Genomic DNA, 18,348 nt, shown 5'->3' on the forward strand with positions numbered 1-18,348 from the left:
CGGAGAGGGTCTGCGGATTTCGGGTGAAGACCGCTCCCTCCCTCCGCCGGTGTCAACCGGATCAGGTTCTGCGGGTCGCGAGCCCTCTAATTCTCGCCTCTCAACCGCATCTGGGTGCGGTCCCCCGGGGATGAGGCAGAATGTAAGCGGTGATGCGGAGCTTGTCGAGCGATTCCGGTACGGCGTTTCCGCTAACCTGCGCGCCGGAACAGGTGGCGCAGATAGAGGCTGGCCATCTTCGCCATCGCTCCGATACCTTCAAACGCCAAAGCCGGTCCTTCGAAAGACACCGGCCCGTTGGGCGTGTCGAGATCGATGGCGATATGCGCCGGCCCCTGCGCGACCGGCTGATCGATGCCGAGCGTCGCGAAAAGGCTCCGGAGTTCGACAGCGTCGGGATCGGAAAGCCGCAGGGAACGCAGCGTCAACGCGGCTGGGGCGTTCATTTGCGGCGGGCGTTGATTCCACTGGATGACGCAGGGCCGGGTACCTTTGAAGCCCGGTCCCAATATGCCGCGCTGATAATCGACCCTGTTGCCATCGCGTTCATAGCGGATGGTTTCGATTCTCTGGACCGGAGCGCCGGCTGCCTTCGCCGCTTCGCGAAAGGCGGCGAAGTCGCGCGTGCCGACATACCAGAAAGCGGGCCGCAGTTCGTCAAAGCTACGGATGGTTTCCATGAAGGGGTTGAAGCCGCGAAAGTTTGGATTCGGACCGAGTATTTCGAGAAACCGGCCTTGTCCAAGCGGAATCCCGCCACTCCAGTAAAACTGCCCGGGCTCGGGATCGCCAAGCTCGGGCGTGACGCCGGTAATTTCGGCCACCTTCGCTATGCCGGCACGCGTGTCCGGACAGCATAGCGCAAGATGGTCGAGCGGACTGCCGTCCCGTACATGGATCAGATCGCTCGACATGCCCGCCTCATAAGTGATAACGCGTTGCATTAGCAGATAGCTGCCCTCGAAGGTAATGGCAAGCGGGCAATTGGCGGGCGAGGGCCCGGTATGACTATAGTATCCGCGCAATATGCGCGCATATCGGCGCACGGTCTATGTGAACACTTCCTCCAGCCCCTCTTCGTCCGCGCCTTCCCGATAGGTGTTCGCGACCCGGCGCGAATTGAAGAAATATAGCGTCCATATCACGGCCCAGACGGCGGGCCGTATGAGCTCGGCCGGCGCTTCGGCAAAGGTGCCCGATAGCAAGGGTAGGTAGGCGCTGCCTGTGAAGATAGAGATGAGCGCCAAGCCCATGGGCGGCATCACAAGCGTATTGATCCAGATGATCACGAGCGCGATGCGGACGGTGCGCGGGCTGTGCACCTTCGCCAAGCGATATCCCATGAACCATAGCATACCCAGTTCGAGCGCGATCAGCGCCATGTACGTGCCGACGAACAGCGACCAGTTGGAAACGATCGGACGAAGAATGTCCGATGTGGGGCCCGCCACCAGATCGATGATCGCGAACAGTTCGGCCAAGGGCGTGAGCACACAGTAGATGACGACGAGAAAGATCAGCCATCCGCCAAAGCCTTGCGGGCCGTCCCGATACGCCATGCAACCTCCCTATGCGTGCTGCTTCGTCGGCGGCCGACGATGATCTGTCAAGCAACCGGGACCGAGGGGCGAACGCCTATTTGGCGGTGGCGGGCTCCCGCTCGGCCCGTGCCCTATCGGCGGTGTAAACGAACTCTGCTCCCTCCAGATCGATCGCCGGGATCACGTCGCATTCGGTCCAATAGTCTTGCGTATGCCGCCATTCCGGTTTGTCACCGGCCTTGGGCAGCAGGTGCATGTCGCGCATCAGGTAATTGGGGTTGAAATCCTCGGGGTCGACCCAGGGGCCGATCGTCATGTCGGCGTCTTCGGGGCGCAGCGCGACCTCGACCCGCCGCGCGCCGGTCGCATCCATATGGTTGAGCAGGCCGCAGACGAAATCGGAGACGATATCGACGCGCAACGTCCAACTCGCCCGGAAATAGCCGAAGATCCAGACCATGTTGGGCACGCCGGTGAACATCATGCCGCGATAGGTGATCGTTTCGGGCCAGCTCACCGGCGCGCCATCGACGGAGAAGGGGATATCGCCGAGCACCGAGAGGTTGAAGCCTGTTGCGGTGACGATAACATCCGCCTCGATTTCCTCGCCCGAATTCAGCCGCACGCCTTTCTCGGTAAAGCGCTCGATCGTATCGGTGACGATGCTGGCCTTGCCGCTCGCGATCCCTTGGAAAAGGTCGCCATCCGGCACGAAGGCCAGCCGTTGTTGCCAGGGCCGGTATTTGGGGGTGAAATGCGTCTCGATGTCGAAATCTTCGCCCAGAAACTCGCGGACGCCGCCGAGCAGCTCTTCCTTTACGACCTCGGGCTCGGTCTTGCAGCGGCTGGTCGTCTGGAGCTGATCGAACAGGATCTTCTTGCGCACGATCGGGTGGATGATCTCCTCGTCGATCTCGATCTCCCGCAGCGTGTCGGCCAGCTCATTGACGTTGGGTGCGGGCCAGAAATAGGTGGGCGAGCGCTGGAGCAAGGTGACATGTTCGACCTCCCCGGCAATCGCCGGGACGAGCGTTGCCGCCGTCGCGCCCGAGCCGATGACGAGCACGCGCTTGTCCTTGAGTTTGGCGTCTTCGGGCCAGAGCTGCGGATGGATGATCTCGCCGCCGAAATCGTCCATGCCTTCCCATTCGGGCGTGTAGGGATTTTCGTGGCTGTAATAGCCCTGGCACATCCAGAGGAAGTTGGCGGTGAAGCGTTTCTTCTCGCCGCTCGCATTCTCCGTCGCTTCGACCGTCCAGAGATTGTCGGCGCGCGAGAAATGGGCGGCTGTGATCGTGTGGCCGTAGCGGATATGTTTGTCGATTCCGTTCTCCTCGATCACCTCGCCCATATATTTGAGGATCTCCCCGGCGCTCGCGATCGGGGCGGACGTCCAGGGCTTGAAGCGATAGCCGAAGGTATAGAGGTCGCTGTCCGAGCGGATGCCGGGATAGGTGTGGGTGACCCAGGTGCCGCCGAACGTGTCCTTCTTTTCGAGGATAAGAAAGCTCTTGTTCGGGCACTGGTCTTTCAGATGCCAAGCCGCGCCAATGCCCGAAATTCCGGCGCCGACGACCAGCACATCGACATGGGTGGCCGCGTCTGAAATCTCGCTGTTCTGGCCAAGCATATCCATTTCCACTCTCCCGCTATGCTGCACTTTTTGTGCGCAGCATGAAACGCCGCATTGATTTGAGTCAAATGCCGGTTGGTGGTCAGGGAGCGACTATTGTGCCGAACGGGCGCCGAAACCGGCGAGGATGTAGAAAACGGCTGCGCCGATCAGCATCGCGCTTCCGATAAAGGGGCCGACCGCAGCATAGATCAGAGCAGCATCGACGATCAGCAACAGCGCGCATCCGAACAGCAGCAGCCTGAGCGACGCAATACCGGCCCATGCGGCAGCGAGCAGCGCTACGGCAATCGCAATCCAGTGAACGGAGGGAAAAAGCCAGATCGTCGGGATAGCCCGGGCGAAGAAGGACTGGTCCCCGAGCGCATCCGCCCATGCCGTTATCTCTGCATGGCCGAGAAAGTGCAGGGCCGCAGTCGCTGCCAGAACAAGGCTGCCTAAGGCTGTGAGTATAACCGGTTTTGCTCTGCTCATCGCGCCCGCTCCCACCAGAGGCAAAGCCCTTACCGCCCCAGTGCCGTCGCCGCCAGCCCAATCATGGGCCGCACCGGGCAGGCTAGAAGGTGTAGCTGATGCCCAGCCCGCCGAAAAACTGGTCGGCATCGCCGCGGATCGAGGTCACGGGGCTGTCCGCGGCTTCGCCCAACATGCGGGCATAGCTGGCGATGGCGAACAGGCCCCAGCCGCCGTCGAACGGATTGCCGGACAGGTCATAGGCGATATTGGCCGACACGCCGATATCCTGAAAACCCGACGAGGCGGCAAATTGCGGCAGGCCGCTCGCGGCGCTGCCCGCTGCGTCGATGCTGAAATAGGTGTCGTGATAATCGTCATCCGCCCAGTTCGCCGATACGCCGATATTGACGAAGGCCGCGCCGACGACTCGGCGATAGGCGATGGACGGGCTGATCACCGTGCCGCCATGCCCGCCGGCAACGTCGAAGGTGATGTCGGTCTGGAGTGTGATCGCATCGGTGCGGTCGAAGATGCCGGAGATCGCGACGCCTGCCGTGCCGCCCAGCTCGAACGCGATGTCGACATCGCCGAGCGCCTCGACCGGATCGTCATTGATGCCGCCATTACGATCGAAGCGGGCACGGGCGACCGGGCCGAGGATCAGATTGACGTCGCCGGGGCGGGATTCGCGGATCAGGTCGACGGTTAGCCCCGGCCCGCGCGTCGCGAAATCGAAGCCGCTGACCCGACCGCGCAGGCTGGGGAGCGGCAAGACCCGATAATTGTCCGAGCCCTGATAGGTCGGGCCGACCGCAGCTATCACGCCGACGGTGACGAAATCGGCGCGGGGCGGACCTTCGCCCGTGCCTGGCGGCCGCCCACCTTCGCCGGGCTGAGCCAGCGCGGTGCCGCTCCAGGCGAGGCCGATCATGGGCAGGATGAAAGATGCGGGAACCGAACGCATACTGGGCTCCTTGGTTTGGCTGAACTCGAGCTTTCGCAGGATCAACACATATCGCGCCGCCATTGTCCGGCAACATGGCCGAAAGTGTAGCCTGCAACCGCTAAATATCGAGCCCGAGCTGCGCGGGTTGATCCTGTTCGTCGACCGTGTCGCCCGTTTCCCCGAAGCCCGACATGGTGAGCCCGAGCAGACGCACGCCACGTGGGTCAGGGATCAGCGTGTCGAGCAGCTCTGTGCCAATGGCGAGCAGCTCGTTGCGGCTAGCGACCGGATGGTCGAGCGAGCGGGCGCGGGTCGGGGTTTCGAAATCGGCGTAGCGCAGCTTCAGCGTGACCGTCCGGCCGTAGCTTTCCGACTTTTCCGCGCGCTGCCAGACCGTATCGGCGATCTCTTCAAGTTTGGCGACCATCGCGTCGCGATCGTGCAAATCCTCGCCATAGGTGCGTTCGGCGCCGAGGGATTTACGGATGCGGTTGGGCTTGACCTGCCGGTCGTCGATGCCGCGCGCGGCGCGGTAATAGTAATTCGCGCTCTTGCCGAAATGGGCCTGGAGGAATTCTTGGGATTGCGCGCGCAGGTCTGCACCCGTTTCGATGCCGAGCCGCTGCATCCTTTCCGCCGTCTTTGGGCCGACACCATGGAACCGCCGCACGGGGAGGCGGGCGACGAATTTCGGCCCCTGTCTCGGCGTCACCACGCAAATGCCATCGGGCTTGTTCTGATCCGAGGCGATCTTGGCGAGGAATTTATTGTAGGAAACGCCGGCCGAACAGGTGAGGCCTGTTGCATCCTTCACCCGCGTGCGGATTTCCTCGGCGATGGCGGTCGCCGTCGGCAGCTTGCGATAGGCGGTGACGTCGAGATAGGCCTCGTCGAGCGAGAGCGGCTCGACGAGTTCGGTGTAGCTCTTGAAGATACCCCGAATCTGGTTGGAGACGGCGCGATAGATATCGAAGCGCGCGCGCACGAAGATCAGGTCCGGGCAGCGCCGCTTGGCGGTGACCGAAGGCATGGCCGAGCGCACGCCGAACTTGCGCGCCTCATAGGATGCCGCCGCGACGACGCCGCGTCCGCTCGATCCGCCGACCGCGACCGGCTTGCCGCGTAACTCCGGATTATCGCGCTGTTCGACCGACGCGTAAAAGGCATCCATATCGATATGGATGATCTTGCGCGGCGGCGCATCGGCAGGCGCTGTATCGGGCTGCGTTTCGGTCACAGTGCCATTATGCCGCCGATCCGCGAGCACGTCAGCCGATTTAAATCCACCGGCCGCCGCCCCATAAAGGGTGCATGCCGCGCCGCTATCAGGACATTTATCCCTCCGAACCGCTCGTCCGTAGCGAAGATATCGTCCGCCCACGCGCCGCCGACCTGTTGACGCTCGAATTTTTCGAAGCGCCGGCCGCCCGGATGCCGGCCGAAGTGTACGACCAGCATCATATTTTGATCAATCTTAGGAACGAGCCGCAGAGGCTCGAAAATTGGCGGGATGGCGAGCATCGCGATTTCACCTATCGGCGCAACGAGATCGTCGTGACTCCGGCCGGCGTCGAAAGCGGCTGGCTCTGGCATGTCACGTCCAAGGTCATCGTTATTACCATCCTGCCGAACGAACTCGAACGGTTCGCCGAGCGCGAGCTCGGTATGTTGCTGACGGATCGCCAGCTCAAAGACCTGCCGCAATTCGAAGACGCCGACATCACGGCGGCCGCCGAGCTGTTGCTCGACGCCCTGCAGTCGCGCGAATTGGGTTCGGAGGTGATGTATGAATCGCTGGCCCGCGTGTTCACGGTCAAGCTGCTGCAAAGATATGGCGAGGAAGCGGCCGAGGATATCGCTTTTTCCAAAGCCTTTACGGCGCGGCATTATAAGCGTGTGCTCGATTTCATCGCCGACAATTACGGCCGTTCGATTACGATAGAGGATATGGCGCGCGAGGCTGGCCTCAGCGAATCGCATTTCTCGCGGCTCTTCAAGCGCACGATCGGCGACAGTCCCTATCAGTTCCTGATGCGCTACCGGGTCGAGCGCGCCGAAGAGATGGTGGCGGACACGGCGCGGCCGCTCAGCGAAATTGCGCTCGCCTGCGGTTTTTCGGACCAGGCCCATTTCACGCGCCTGTTCAAGCAATTCACCGGCGAAACGCCGAGCCAGCGCCGCAAACGCATCTAGCCGCCGGATCGAGCAGGAATCTTCAAAAATCGCGCAGGGCCCGACAAGCCGCGCACGGACCTGTCTCCTATTTCATCTCCATCAGATCGAAACAGGAGACGCCCGATGAAGAATGTTCTACTCGCCGCCGCTGCCGCCACGACCGCGCTGGTCGCGGCCACTCCCGCCGAGGCCGCGACTTCGGTTCGCGTGATGTTCGAGAGCGGTGGAGAGCGCCTTGTCGGCGATCTCTATCTGCCGGACGATTATGAAGCCGGCGACCGGCTCCCGGCGGTCATCGTGACCGGCGCCTGGACGACGGTGAAGGAGCAGATGCCGCGCCACTATGCGATCGAGATGGCGGACAGGGGCTATGCCGCGCTCGCTTTCGACTTTCGCAACTGGGGCCAGTCCGAAGGCGATCGCCGCTATCTCGAAAGCCCCGAACTTAAGACCGAGGATATTCTCGCCGCCGCCGAATTCCTGACGACGCGTGCCGAAATCGATCCGGCTCGCATCGGTGGGCTCGGCATCTGCGCCAGTGCGGGCTATATGGCTGGCGCCGCCGCGCGTTCGCCCTATATCCGCTCGCTCGCGCTCGTCGCGCCGTGGCTGCACGACCGGGCGCTCGTCGATACGGTCTATGGCGGCGCAGAGGGCGTGAATATGCGGATCAGCCAAAGTCGTGCCGCGGACCAAACCTATCAGCTGTCCGGAAGTCTCAGCCTTGTGCCGGCCGCGGGTGCAGCGGGCAGCGATGCGATTATGCAGGGCGCGCCCTATTATGTCGATCCGGACGCCGGCGCGATCCCCGAATATGACAACCATTTCAATCTCGCGTCCTGGGAACCGTGGCTGACGTTCGATGCGATCGCGATCGCCGACGAATTGGACGAGACGCCGGTGCAGATCGTCCATTCCGAGGCCGCCGCGATCCCCGATGGTGCGCATCGCTTCTTTGATCGGCTCGCCGGTCCCAAGGCCGAGCTTTGGCTCGACGATGTCACCCAGTTCGATTTCTACGATCAGGAGGGTGCGGTGACGCAGGCCAGCGACGCCGTGGCGGACCATTTCGCCGTTACGCTGCGTTAGTTTCGCAGACATCCCCTCCCCGAAATTCAGGATCACAGGAGAATAACAATGGACTATTACACGCTCGGAAATAGCGGCCTCAAAGTCAGTCGCCTCGCGCTCGGCACGATGACCTTCGGCGACGATTGGGGCTGGGGCGCAGACGATGCCGCTTCGCGCCAGATCTTTGACGCCTATGTCGAGGCCGGCGGCAATTTCTTCGACACTGCCGATCTCTATACCGAGGGCAATTCGGAACGGATGCTCGGCCAATATATCAAGGATGCCGGCATCCGCGATCGCGCCGTGATAGCCACGAAATTCAGCTATAATGCTGAATCCGGCAATCCGAATGCCGGCGGCAATGGCCGCAAGAATATCATGCGCGCGGTGGAAGGTTCGCTCGAGCGGCTCGGCACCGACTATATCGATCTTTACATCCTCCACACATGGGATCGCGTAACCCCGGCCGAAGAGGTGATGCGGACGCTCGACGATCTCGTGCGGCAGGGCAAAGTGCGCCATGTCGGGCTGTCCGACGTGCCGGCCTGGTATGCGGCCCGGGCGCAAACGGTCGCCGAGATGCGCGGTTATGAGTCGCTGTCGGCGCTGCAGCTCGAATACAGTCTCGTGGAACGCAATATCGAGGACGAGTTCGTCGATTTCGGCACGCGGCACGGCGCGGGCATCATGGTCTGGAGCCCGCTGGCCTCGGGGCTGCTCTCGGGCAAATATAAGCCGAGCCAGGGCGAGAAGCCCGAAGGCGAGGGCCGCCTTGCGGTAACGGCCGGCTCCGGCAATCCGGCGTTCGAGAAGTTTACCGAGCGCAACTGGAAAATCGTTTCCGAACTGGAGGCGGTCGCTGGCGAGCTCGACCGCTCAATGGCGCAAGTCGCGGTCAACTGGGTCGCGAACCGGCCGGGCGTCGCCAGCGTGCTGGTCGGCGCGACGAAGCTTTCGCAGATCGAGGATAATCTCGGCGCTCTCGACTTCGAGATCCCGGCGGAGTTGCGCCGGCGGCTCGATCAGGTCAGCGTTCGCGATCCGCACTTCCCCTACAGCTTCTTCATTCCCGAGATGCAGGGCATGCTGCAGGGCGGCACAGCGGTGGGCGACAAGCCGCCCCATTATCTGCCGGACCGGACCTTTTCGGCGCAGGGCGCTGGCGTGACCGGCGACTGATCCGGCCTAAGGTGCGATGGCGGGGCTCGCCGTGCAGGGCGGACGGGCCTCGCAATCCGCCAGCAGGGCGGGGAGGATATGCGTGTCGATCAGATCCGCCGTCAGATCGTGCATATCGCGGTCGTTATAGTTGGTGGCGAGGATCGTAACGACGGCGTCGAGTTCCGGGAAGAGCGCGACCTTGTTGCCGCCATTGCCGGACATCATCAGGGCTGAATAATCGCGCTCGGCGTCCGGGGCCTGGAAATTGGCGAACCACCAGAGATAGCCATAGGATTGATCCGGCGTCGCGCGAACGTGCGGGCGAAAGAGGCCGTGGACCCAGTATCGCGAGATTAGTTGGGTGCCGTCATGCATTCCGCCGTCGAGCACGAGCCGGCCGAGCGCGGTGAAATCCCGGACCCGCAGGCTGAGCTGCCCGCCGGTCTGTACGGCGCCTTCAGGTGCACGCCGCCATTCGGGGTCGTCGATGTCGAGCGGGTCGAACAGGCGGCGCTGAACATAGTCTTCGAACGGCTCGCCGACGGCCCGCTCGACGACGCGGCCAAGGAGAAAGACGCCGGCCGTGCAATAGGAGAAGCGGCCTTGTCCGCTCTCTTCGTGGCGGCGGTATTCGGTATCGCCCGGAATATCGAGCGCGAAGCGGGTCCAGTCCCGCGTGTCGTACATGCGCTCCTCATTACCCGGGCTCGCCATCGTCCAGTCGTTGCAATCGAGCGCGGAGGACATGCTCAGCGCGTCATGGAGCGTGATCGCACGTTTTTCGGGGCCGTCATGCGCGATGGGCTCGCGATCCGCGAAGAAGGAGAGCAAAGGCAGGTCGACGCCTGCAATCGCGCCATCGTCGATAGCCATGCCGAGCGCGAGCGCGGTGATCGACTTGCCGGCCGAGCGCGCGTCGATCCGGGATTCCGGTCCGCTGCGCCGATAATAATCCGCGAACAGGATTTCGCCGCCCCGCTCGACCATGATCCCCTCGATCCGGCGATAGTCCCGGTTCTCGATCGCCGCGACCATCGCATCGAGGCCGAGCCGGTCGATTTGGGGAGGTACAGTATCGGCCCAGGCGGGCGCGGATACGAAAAGTGCCGCGCACAGGGCGGCGGTGCGGATCAGCAGCAATCTCATGCGTGCCTTAGAGGAAGTAGCGCATCCGGATGCTCTGGACATCGCCACGCGGGCTCAGCCGGAAACGCGCCGAAGAGAAGCGCGGCGGGCCGAAGGAGAAACGCGGGTTCCGGGAAAAGCCGATGCCCTCGCGCGGGATTCCGGCGAAGCGATCGAGCCGCGAATTGCCATTCTCGTCATGCAGGATGGCGATCGCATAATCGCCCGAGGGCAGGTTGGCGAAGCGCACCGAGCGCGTCTCGGCAACGCGGAAGCTTTCGCGGGTCGCTGCCGGGTCATTCTCGCAATCCGGGAAATGATCGGCATCGCGCGTCACGCAGATGTGGAGCAGGCCGTCATCCGACCGCAAATCCTCCACATTGACTTCAAGCTGGCCGCTCGGGCTGACCCCGCCGAGCATGAGGAAAGCTGCCGCTGCCGCGCCGGCCTTCGCCGTCGAAGCTGCCCAGCCCCGTGTCCGTCCGGCAGAGCCGGTCCCAGAACCGGAAATATAACCCATAATTACACCTATAGTCTGCATGATGCCGCTGATGATGGCTCGCGGTGATGAGCCAGCGACCTGCTACCCCTTTGACTATGAACCTAGGGAAAATCTCCCAACCCATGTGATTTGTCACCCCCATTATCGTCATAATGGCCAAAACAACAGCCAAAGCGACGATATGGATGGGGATCACGAAAATCATGAGCGGAACGAAGATGGCAAGCGTCGCCGCTTCGATCGGATGGAAGCTCATCGCCGCCCAGGCCGTGGGTGGGCGGCTGGCATGGTGAACGGCATGCGCGAGGCGGAAAATGCGCGGCCGGTGCATCCAGCGATGCGTCCAGTAAAACCATGTGTCCTGGGCGAACAGATAGAGGAAAATCGATACCGGCACATACCAGAGCGGATAGGCCGTTATGTCGCTATAGATCAGCGTCCAGCCATGTGTGTTCCAGCCCCAGGCGACGATGCCTGCCGGTACGCCATAGATCGCCGCGCTGAGCAGCGACCAGTAGATTTCCTTGCCGATCTGCGGGCGCAGCGCGCTATATAATCCGGGCCGCACCCGGCCGGTCAGCCAGGCGAAAAAGCCGCTCGCCGCCAGATAGCGCAGGCCTACGATCAGCGTCATGGCGAGCGCGGAGAGCAAGATGGCGGTGAAGCTGCCGGTCATGCGCGCCTGCATAGCGAGACCAACCGCCAGCGTCACCCGGAATAGCGCGATTCGCCTTTTGTGCAAGCGCAACAAGGGGCCACAGAAGATGGTGGCCAGCCAGAGTCTAGGTGGGGCCGCTGGCTGCGCCCAGAAATTCCATCACGAGCGCGTTAAAAGCTTCCGGGCATTCCCGCATTGGCCAATGGCCGCTTTGCAAAACCTCTAGACGCGCGTTCGGCATGATCCGAGCGGCGCGGCGCACGTCCGCCAGCGGCACCAGCGCATCCTGCGCGCCATGGATGAAGAGCGCCGGCGGCTTGGCTTCCGCAAGCCGATCGGTCAGCACTGTGCGTAGCCGTCTCGGTCCGATCTCGGCGCGCTGGAAAGCGGAAAACGCCTCGGCGGTATGTCCGCTGTGCAGGGTTTCCATCACTTCCTCGACTATCCCGTCGCTCACCCGGTCGGGATCGGCAAAAATCGCCGCCACCGCCTTTCGGGTCAGATGGCGGGATCGGCGCAGGATCGCATAGCTGATCGCGTTCACCGGAAGCTGGAGCATCAGATAGCTCAGGAAGTGATAGGGCGTATGTTCTTGCACTCCATAGGTGCCGACGGGAATGAGGCGGCGGACGCGATCCGGCGTGTCCAGCGCGCTGAGCAAAGCGACGCCGCCGCCCATGGAAATGCCGACCATATCCGCGCGGTCGATATCGAGCGTATCCATAAACGCAATTAGCCAGCCGTGCAGGTCCGCAATGCGATATGGCTGTTTGAAACCTGCACTGTCGCCATAGCCGGGCCAGTCGGGCGCAATCACCGTGTGTTGGGTCGCAAGGGCGGGAAAAAGGCATCGCCAGGACAAGGAAGCGCGATCGAGACCGCCGCCATGGAGCAGCAGCACCGGCACCGTGCCAGGCATTTCGCTATACAGGTAGGACACTTGCCGCTGCGCAATCATCGTCTTTCGAGGGGCGGGCAAGCGCATTGCGGGTGCGGTCCTCACTACATATGCGCCGACACTATGGCCGACTGACCGGCTCCCGCGAATATATGGACAGCAACCAGATGCAAACCGGCCGCCCCGCGCGCAGATGCGCGGGGCGGCCGGCGAACGGCTCGGGTCGCTCTAGCCGCTCAATTTCGCGAAGCTGTCCGCGATGATGCGCAGCTGCTTTTCGGCCATCTCGGCGCCGGCCTTGCCGCCTTCTTCGGACAATCCGTCGATCTTTTCGGCAATGGCTTCGAGATCATCGAACCTTTCGGCCTGGATCTCCGCGGCCACGGCCTGCATCGCTCCGCCGAAGATGCTCGTGCCGACCGTCTCGGTCGCAATCGCCTCGAAGCGCGCCGATGCGATCGATTCCCGGTCGAAATCGATATCCTCGCGCAGCCGCAGCGTATCGATCAGCCGTTCCGACAGATGCGGGCGGATGATGTCGAAATACCAGGCGGCGGACTGGCATTGCGGGGCGATCTTGCCGAGCGCGTCGCGGGCATAGATGCCGAACCAGTAGATCAGCTCCGGCCGGAATTTGTGCAGCGTCAATGTATGTTCGAACTGCGAGGGAATGAGCAACGTGATCAGCTGTCCGGCGCGGCGCATCCGGGCTTGTTCGTCCTTCGGCGCGAGCCAGACGGCGACATTGCGGAAAAAGGCCAGAATATCGGCATATTCGACCCCGTCTTCGGCGCGTAGCCCGAACAGGTTGACGTTGAACCAGTGGTGCCAAGTCGCATCGACGACGACCCGGCCCGCGCCGTCGGTCGACGGATCATGTCCGTCCCAGGCGCCGATCAGCCCGAATTCGCGCGGATCGGTGATCTGGTTCCCGCCGAACTTGGTCCGACCGACGACATTACGGCCGCGCGCGACGATCTCGACATCGACATCGCCGGGATATTCGTCGGCAAAGGCCGCATTCGGGATGATGCAATCGCCTTCATGCGCATGATCGGGGAACACCTTGATCACGCCGCGCGGACCGCAGAGCAGCGGATGCGGATATTTGACGCGGTTCCAGGGCCGCCAGAAATGCCACTGCCAGCGATAGCGATAATTGGGATAGACGGGCTGCGGCGTCGCATCGCTCTGCGTGCCGCTATTGACGTTCCCGCCGGGCACCGGGGCCTGCACCGTATCGTTGCGGGTGAGGTTCGCATTGTCCGGCGCGACTTCCATGTTCGCGGGCGGCGCGGGGTTCTGGAACCACCATTTGCGCATGGAACGCACGCGCTTGATCCCGCCGCACAGCCCAAGGCCGAGATCCTCATGATCGCCCATGGCGAGCACGCCGCCGCCGCGGTCCATGAACTCTTCGATTACGCCGACTTCGCCCGGTTGGAGATAGGGCGCGGCCGTGCTCACGCCGAACAGCCAGAGCTCGTCGAAATCGTCGAGCGATCCGGCGGTGAACTCGAAATCGTCATAGCCGGGCGTCACGCCGCTGCTGCCGAAGCGCTGCGCTTTCGTAAATTCGAAACGCGCATAGTCGGGATGGTCGGGATGGTTCTCGTCGAACGCGTCGGCGATCATGATGCCGAGTCCGAAACCGCTGGTTTCGTCATAGCCCGCGCCATCGGTGACGATGAGGATCTTCACCCGGGCCGGGCCCCAGCGCAGATGGCGCAGCGCCGGCCGCTCCAGCGGATGGCGAAATTCGATCGGCAGCCGGGGCAGTTCGATCGGGTCGTTAGGGTTGGGGATGAAATTACGTTCTAGCATGGTCCTTCTCCAATGATCAGATTTGAACACAGCGAACCCATGCGTGCCGCGCACCCGTGCACACGCTTATCGTTGATATTGCGATACTGTCGTTGATCGAGCGTTGGCCTGACGACTCGATGTGCTCCTTATGCCGATTCGGCGCGGCCAGGGATTGGACGAATTCGTCACTAATTTCGCGGCAACCATGATTGCAAAGCCGGTTTTCACGATCCGTCCACGGCCCTGTCCGCAGTAACAGGCTGTTCGCCGCGCAGGAGTTGGGTTAGAGCGCGCGGCATGGGTCACGCGGCGGCCGGGTCCGGCCATAATCTTGACTGCGACATCGCGATTCTCGGCGGCGGACTGGCCGGCGGGCTGATCGCGCTGGCGCTGCATCGCGCCCGGCCGGATATCCGCGTGCGCCTGATCGAGGCGGACGATGTGCTGGGCGGCAACCATGTCTGGTCCTTTTTCGAAGGCGATGTCGATGCCGAGGGCATGGCGCTGATCGAACCGCTGATCACCCATTGCTGGGACGATTATGAAGTGCGCTTTCCCGCGCACAGCCGCACGCTCTCCATGGCCTATCATTCGATCCGGTCCAGCCAGTTCGATACCATGCTGCGCGAGACGCTGCCCGCCGAAGCGATCCGGACGGGCGAGAAGGTCGCATCGGCGACGCACGATCATGTGGTGCTCGAGGGTGGCAAGGAAATCGCCGCCAATGCCGTGATCGATTGCCGGGGTGCCGGCGATCTCGATACGCTGGACGGCGGCTGGCAGAAATTTGTCGGGCTGGAGCTGGAGCTCGCCGAGCCGCACGGCCTCGAACGGCCGATCATCATGGATGCGACGGTCGAACAGATTGACGGCTATCGCTTCGTCTATTCGCTGCCCTTTGGCGAGCGGCGCATCTTCGTTGAGGACACCTATTATAGCGACGGGCCGGAGCTGGACGCCGCGACGGTCGAGCAGCGCACGCTTGACTATGCGGCGGCGCAGGGCTGGAAGGTCGCCGAGATCGTCCATCGCGAAAAAGGCGTATTGCCGGTCGTCTGCAACGGCTCCTTCGGCGAATATTGGCGCTCGACCGGCCCCGTGCCCAAAGCAGGCGTGCGCGCGGGTCTGTTTCACCCCGTCACCGGCTATTCGCTGCCCGAAGCCGTGCGCAGCGCGCTTTTCGTCGCGGGCCATGTCGATCTCGATGGCGAGGCGCTGCACGGTCGGCTCTTTGCGCGCGCGGCGCAGGGTTGGCGCGATGCGAGCTTCTACCGGATGCTGGACAGCATGTTGTTCTACGGCGCGGATACGTCCGACCGGTACAAGATACTCGAGCGCTTTTACCGGCTTCGGCCCGCGCTCATATCGCGCTTCTATGCCGGGCGCAGCACCATGGCCGACAAGCTGCGCATCGTTTCCGGCAAGCCCCCCATCCCCATCAGCCGGGGCATCCGTGCCATCTGGCACGGCAGACAGACACAGAGCAGACAGAGAAAGAGCAGGACGACATGACCAAGGCAGCCGTGATCGGTGCGGGCTTCGGAGGGCTGGCGCTCGCCATCCGCCTCCAGTCCGCCGGGATCGAAACGACTGTGATCGAGGCGCGCGACAAGCCTGGCGGGCGCGCCTATTGTTGGGAGAAGGATGGCTTCGTCTTCGACGGCGGGCCGACCGTCATCACCGATCCCGAATGCCTGACCCAGCTCTGGGAGCTGACCGGCGCGAATATGGGCGACGATGTCGAACTCGAACCGGTCTTTCCCTTTTATCGCCTCAACTGGCCGGACGGCACGAATTTCGATTATTCGAACGACGAGGTGCATCTCACCAAGGAAATCGAGAAGCTCAACCCGGCCGATGTCGAAGGCTATCGCCGCTTCCTCGAATATTCGGCCGGGGTGTATGAGGAAGGCTATCTGAAGCTCGGCGACGTGCCGTTTCTCGATTTCAAATCGATGCTGAAGGCCGCCCCGGCGCTGGCGCTCAAACAGGCCTGGCGATCGGTCTATTCGATGGTCGCGAGTTTTGTGGAGAATGAGAAGCTGCGTGAGGCGCTCTCCTTCCACACATTGCTCGTCGGCGGCAGCCCGATGAAGACGAGTTCGATTTATGCGCTGATCCATAAACTCGAAAAGGATGGCGGCGTGTGGTTCGCAAAAGGGGGGACGAACCGACTGATCGCGGGCATGGTCGCGCATTTCGAGCGGATCGGCGGCACGGTGCGGATCGGCGATCCGGTGGAGACCATCGAGACTAAGGGCGAGCGTGTGACGGGGCTGATATGCAAGAGCGGCTGGCGCGACGATTTCGACGCGGTCGCGAGCAATGCCGATATCGTGCACAGCTATCGCGATCTGTTGACGACCACCAAGCGCGGGGAGCGCGCGACGAAAAGCCTGCTGAAAAAGCGCTATTCGCCCTCGCTTTTCGTCCTACATTTCGGCGTCGAGGGGACATGGCCGGGCATTCCGCATCATATGATCCTGTTCGGCCCGCGCTATGACGGGCTGCTCAAGGATATTTACGATCATGGCGTGCTGGCCGAGGATTTCTCGCTCTATCTGCACCATCCGACGGTCACCGATCCGTCGATGGCGCCCGAGGGTTGTTCGACCTTCTATGCGCTCGCGCCGGTGCCCCATCTCGGCAAATTCCCGGCAGACTGGGATGCTATCGCCGAAGATTATGCCGAGCGGATCATCGACCATATCGATGCACGGCTGATCCCCGGTCTCAAGCAGCGGATCCGCACCAAATTCTGGTACACGCCCAAGGATTTCCAGACCGATCTCAGCGCGCATCAGGGCAGCGCCTTCAGCCTTGAGCCGATCCTGACCCAAAGCGCCTATTTCCGCGTCCATAATCGCGACGATGTGGTGAACAATCTCTATTTCGTCGGCGCGGGCACGCATCCGGGGGCGGGCATTCCGGGTGTTGTCGGCAGCGCGAAGGCGACGGCCGGGCTGATGCTGGAGGATCTTGCGCCGTGACTGCTGACCGCGCGGCTCTGGTCGCGCAGGCGCGCGAGACGATCGGGCGCGGCTCGCAGAGTTTCGCCATGGCGTCCAAGCTGTTCGATCCGGACACGCGCGAGCGGGCATGGCTGCTCTATGCCTGGTGCCGGCGCTGCGACGATCTCGCCGACGGGCAGGCGCTGGGTCACGACATGTCGGTAGTCGCCGACCCGCAGGCTCGGCTTGCCGAAATCCGGAACAAGACGGATCGGGCGCTGGCGGGCGAAGCGACCGGCGATCCCAGTTTCGATGCGCTGGGCGTGGTCGCGCAGGAATGCGAAATTCCCCGCGCACTCATCGATGATCATATCGCGGGCTTCGCGCTCGACGCAGACGGCTGGGTGCCGGAGACCGAGGAAGATCTCTTGCGCTATTGTTATCATGTCGCGGGCGTCGTCGGCATGATGATGGCGATGGTGATGGGCGTACCACCCGAAGACGAAAACACATTGCCGCGCGCCGAGGATCTCGGCCTTGCCTTTCAGCTCGCCAATATTGCGCGCGATATCGGCGAGGATGCGGATAATGGCCGCTGCTATTTGCCGCGCCAATGGCTGGCGGAGACAGGTATCGATCCCGAAAATCTGCGCGATCCCGCGTATCGCCCGGCGCTGGCGGCGCTGGCGAAGCGCCTTGCCGAGCTTGCCGGGCAGTATGAGGATCGCGCGCGTATAGGCACGGCGGCGTTGCCGTTTCGCTCCGCCTGGGCCGTGCTCGCAGCGGCGGGCATTTATGGCGATATCGCGCGCAAGGTCGCGGCGAGGGGCGAGGTGGCGCTCGACGAACGCGTCTTTACGACGCGGCGCGAAAAGCTGGGCTGGCTCTTCAAAAGCTGGCGGCAGGCATTGAATCGCGGGCAATTCGCACCAGTTCGCTAGGCCAATGGAATTCAATGGCCATCTGACAATCGAGCGTCCGGAAATCGTGGGGGCGATCCGGGAGCGGCTGCCCGGCAAACTGGCGGCGGACGGCTTTGCGATCTTCTCGGCCGTACCGCTCCGCGCGCGGCGCAATATGGGCTGGTTCGAACGCTTTCGCACCGAGGTGCGGCGGATCGGCGGGCGGATGGATTTTTCGGTGCGGATGGCGCGGGCCGTGCGCTTCGAGCTGCCATTGGGCGAGGCGGGGCGGATATCCTATACGATCAGCAATCCGCATCATGGCCGCGTGATCGCGCTGCTGCTGCTCGCGGCCACGCTCGCCGCCTATTTCATCGACAGTTTCTTCGCTGGACTGTTCGTCGCCATCATCGGCGGCGGGCTGACCGGCATCGCGCTGCATTACCGGATGCGGCGCAGCGTTGTCCGCTATCTCGGCCTGTTGCCGAGCCAGTACAGCAATCATCGTCTGTCTATGGGTTGA

18 protein-coding genes and 1 riboswitch are annotated in these 18,348 nt (G+C 62.8%); of the genes, 7 read left to right on the forward strand and 11 right to left on the reverse strand.

Annotated features, from left to right (window positions below):
- Positions 1–21 precede the first annotated feature (21 nt).
- Positions 22–137, reverse strand: a riboswitch (TPP riboswitch).
- Positions 138–191: 54 nt separating this feature from the next.
- From Q0974_RS13945 to dinB, 6 genes are all read right to left on the reverse strand, one after another.
- On the reverse strand, positions 192–944 hold the full coding sequence (locus Q0974_RS13945) for a VOC family protein (RefSeq protein WP_299328854.1): 753 nt from the start codon (positions 942–944) through the stop codon (positions 192–194).
- A 105-nt stretch (positions 945–1,049) separates the two neighbouring features.
- Positions 1,050–1,559: a DUF2569 family protein gene (locus Q0974_RS13950; protein ID WP_299328857.1), complete on the reverse strand. Its 510-nt coding sequence runs from the start codon at positions 1,557–1,559 to the stop codon at positions 1,050–1,052.
- Between the two features lie 76 nt (positions 1,560–1,635).
- A complete protein-coding gene (locus Q0974_RS13955; protein ID WP_299328859.1) occupies positions 1,636–3,177 on the reverse strand; it encodes an NAD(P)/FAD-dependent oxidoreductase in 1,542 nt (513 codons plus the stop codon).
- Positions 3,178–3,267: 90 nt separating this feature from the next.
- Positions 3,268–3,648, reverse strand: a complete 381-nt coding sequence (locus Q0974_RS13960) for a hypothetical protein (protein ID WP_299328861.1) — start codon at positions 3,646–3,648, stop codon at positions 3,268–3,270.
- 82 nt (positions 3,649–3,730) lie between these two features.
- On the reverse strand, positions 3,731–4,594 hold the full coding sequence (locus Q0974_RS13965; protein WP_299328864.1) for a MipA/OmpV family protein: 864 nt from the start codon (positions 4,592–4,594) through the stop codon (positions 3,731–3,733).
- A gap of 100 nt (positions 4,595–4,694) precedes the next feature.
- A complete protein-coding gene (gene dinB, locus Q0974_RS13970) occupies positions 4,695–5,813 on the reverse strand; it encodes a DNA polymerase IV (protein WP_299328867.1) in 1,119 nt (372 codons plus the stop codon).
- A 74-nt stretch (positions 5,814–5,887) separates the two neighbouring features.
- On the opposite strand from dinB, the gene Q0974_RS13975 reads away from it, so the two are divergent.
- The 3 genes from Q0974_RS13975 to Q0974_RS13985 all read left to right on the forward strand — a co-directional run bounded on the left by Q0974_RS13975 (position 5,888) and on the right by Q0974_RS13985 (position 9,001).
- Entirely contained in the window at positions 5,888–6,769 is an 882-nt protein-coding gene (locus tag Q0974_RS13975; protein WP_299328870.1) for an AraC family transcriptional regulator, read from the forward strand.
- Positions 6,770–6,874: 105 nt separating this feature from the next.
- Positions 6,875–7,840: an alpha/beta hydrolase gene (locus tag Q0974_RS13980; RefSeq protein ID WP_299328873.1), complete on the forward strand. Its 966-nt coding sequence runs from the start codon at positions 6,875–6,877 to the stop codon at positions 7,838–7,840.
- Between the two features lie 48 nt (positions 7,841–7,888).
- Positions 7,889–9,001, forward strand: coding sequence for an aldo/keto reductase (locus Q0974_RS13985; RefSeq protein ID WP_299328876.1), 1,113 nt, complete (start codon positions 7,889–7,891; stop codon positions 8,999–9,001).
- 6 nt (positions 9,002–9,007) lie between these two features.
- On the opposite strand, the gene Q0974_RS13990 is transcribed toward Q0974_RS13985, so the two are convergent.
- From Q0974_RS13990 to Q0974_RS14010, 5 genes are all read right to left on the reverse strand, one after another.
- On the reverse strand, positions 9,008–10,129 hold the full coding sequence (locus Q0974_RS13990) for a serine hydrolase (RefSeq protein WP_299328878.1): 1,122 nt from the start codon (positions 10,127–10,129) through the stop codon (positions 9,008–9,010).
- A 7-nt stretch (positions 10,130–10,136) separates the two neighbouring features.
- Complete coding sequence (locus Q0974_RS13995) at positions 10,137–10,529, reverse strand: DUF2141 domain-containing protein (protein WP_299328881.1); 393 nt, start codon at positions 10,527–10,529, stop codon at positions 10,137–10,139.
- Positions 10,495–11,286, reverse strand: a complete 792-nt coding sequence (locus tag Q0974_RS14000) for a sterol desaturase family protein (RefSeq protein WP_299328883.1) — start codon at positions 11,284–11,286, stop codon at positions 10,495–10,497. Before Q0974_RS14000 ends, Q0974_RS13995 begins: the two co-directional genes overlap by 35 nt.
- Positions 11,287–11,392: 106 nt before the next feature.
- The gene (locus tag Q0974_RS14005) at positions 11,393–12,253 is read right to left on the reverse strand and encodes an alpha/beta fold hydrolase (protein ID WP_299328886.1); all 861 of its coding nucleotides are present in this window, start codon (positions 12,251–12,253) and stop codon (positions 11,393–11,395) included.
- Positions 12,254–12,394: 141 nt separating this feature from the next.
- Positions 12,395–13,990 (reverse strand): hypothetical protein, encoded by a 1,596-nt coding sequence (locus tag Q0974_RS14010; protein ID WP_299328889.1) that lies wholly within the window; start codon positions 13,988–13,990, stop codon positions 12,395–12,397.
- 279 nt (positions 13,991–14,269) lie between these two features.
- Here Q0974_RS14010 and crtY point away from each other — a divergent pair, with 279 nt between their 5' ends.
- The 4 genes from crtY to Q0974_RS14030 are packed head-to-tail and all read left to right on the forward strand — an operon-like array spanning position 14,270 to position 18,348.
- Positions 14,270–15,484, forward strand: coding sequence for a lycopene beta-cyclase CrtY (gene crtY / locus Q0974_RS14015; RefSeq protein WP_299328892.1), 1,215 nt, complete (start codon positions 14,270–14,272; stop codon positions 15,482–15,484).
- A complete protein-coding gene (locus tag Q0974_RS14020; protein ID WP_299328895.1) occupies positions 15,481–16,962 on the forward strand; it encodes a phytoene desaturase in 1,482 nt (493 codons plus the stop codon). Before crtY ends, Q0974_RS14020 begins: the two co-directional genes overlap by 4 nt.
- A complete protein-coding gene (locus Q0974_RS14025; RefSeq protein ID WP_299328898.1) occupies positions 16,959–17,864 on the forward strand; it encodes a phytoene/squalene synthase family protein in 906 nt (301 codons plus the stop codon). Before Q0974_RS14020 ends, Q0974_RS14025 begins: the two co-directional genes overlap by 4 nt.
- 4 nt (positions 17,865–17,868) lie before the next feature.
- Entirely contained in the window at positions 17,869–18,348 is a 480-nt protein-coding gene (locus tag Q0974_RS14030) for a hypothetical protein (RefSeq protein ID WP_299328901.1), read from the forward strand.

The organism is Parasphingopyxis sp., from assembly GCF_028279465.1.
Classification (GTDB): domain Bacteria; phylum Pseudomonadota; class Alphaproteobacteria; order Sphingomonadales; family Sphingomonadaceae; genus Parasphingopyxis.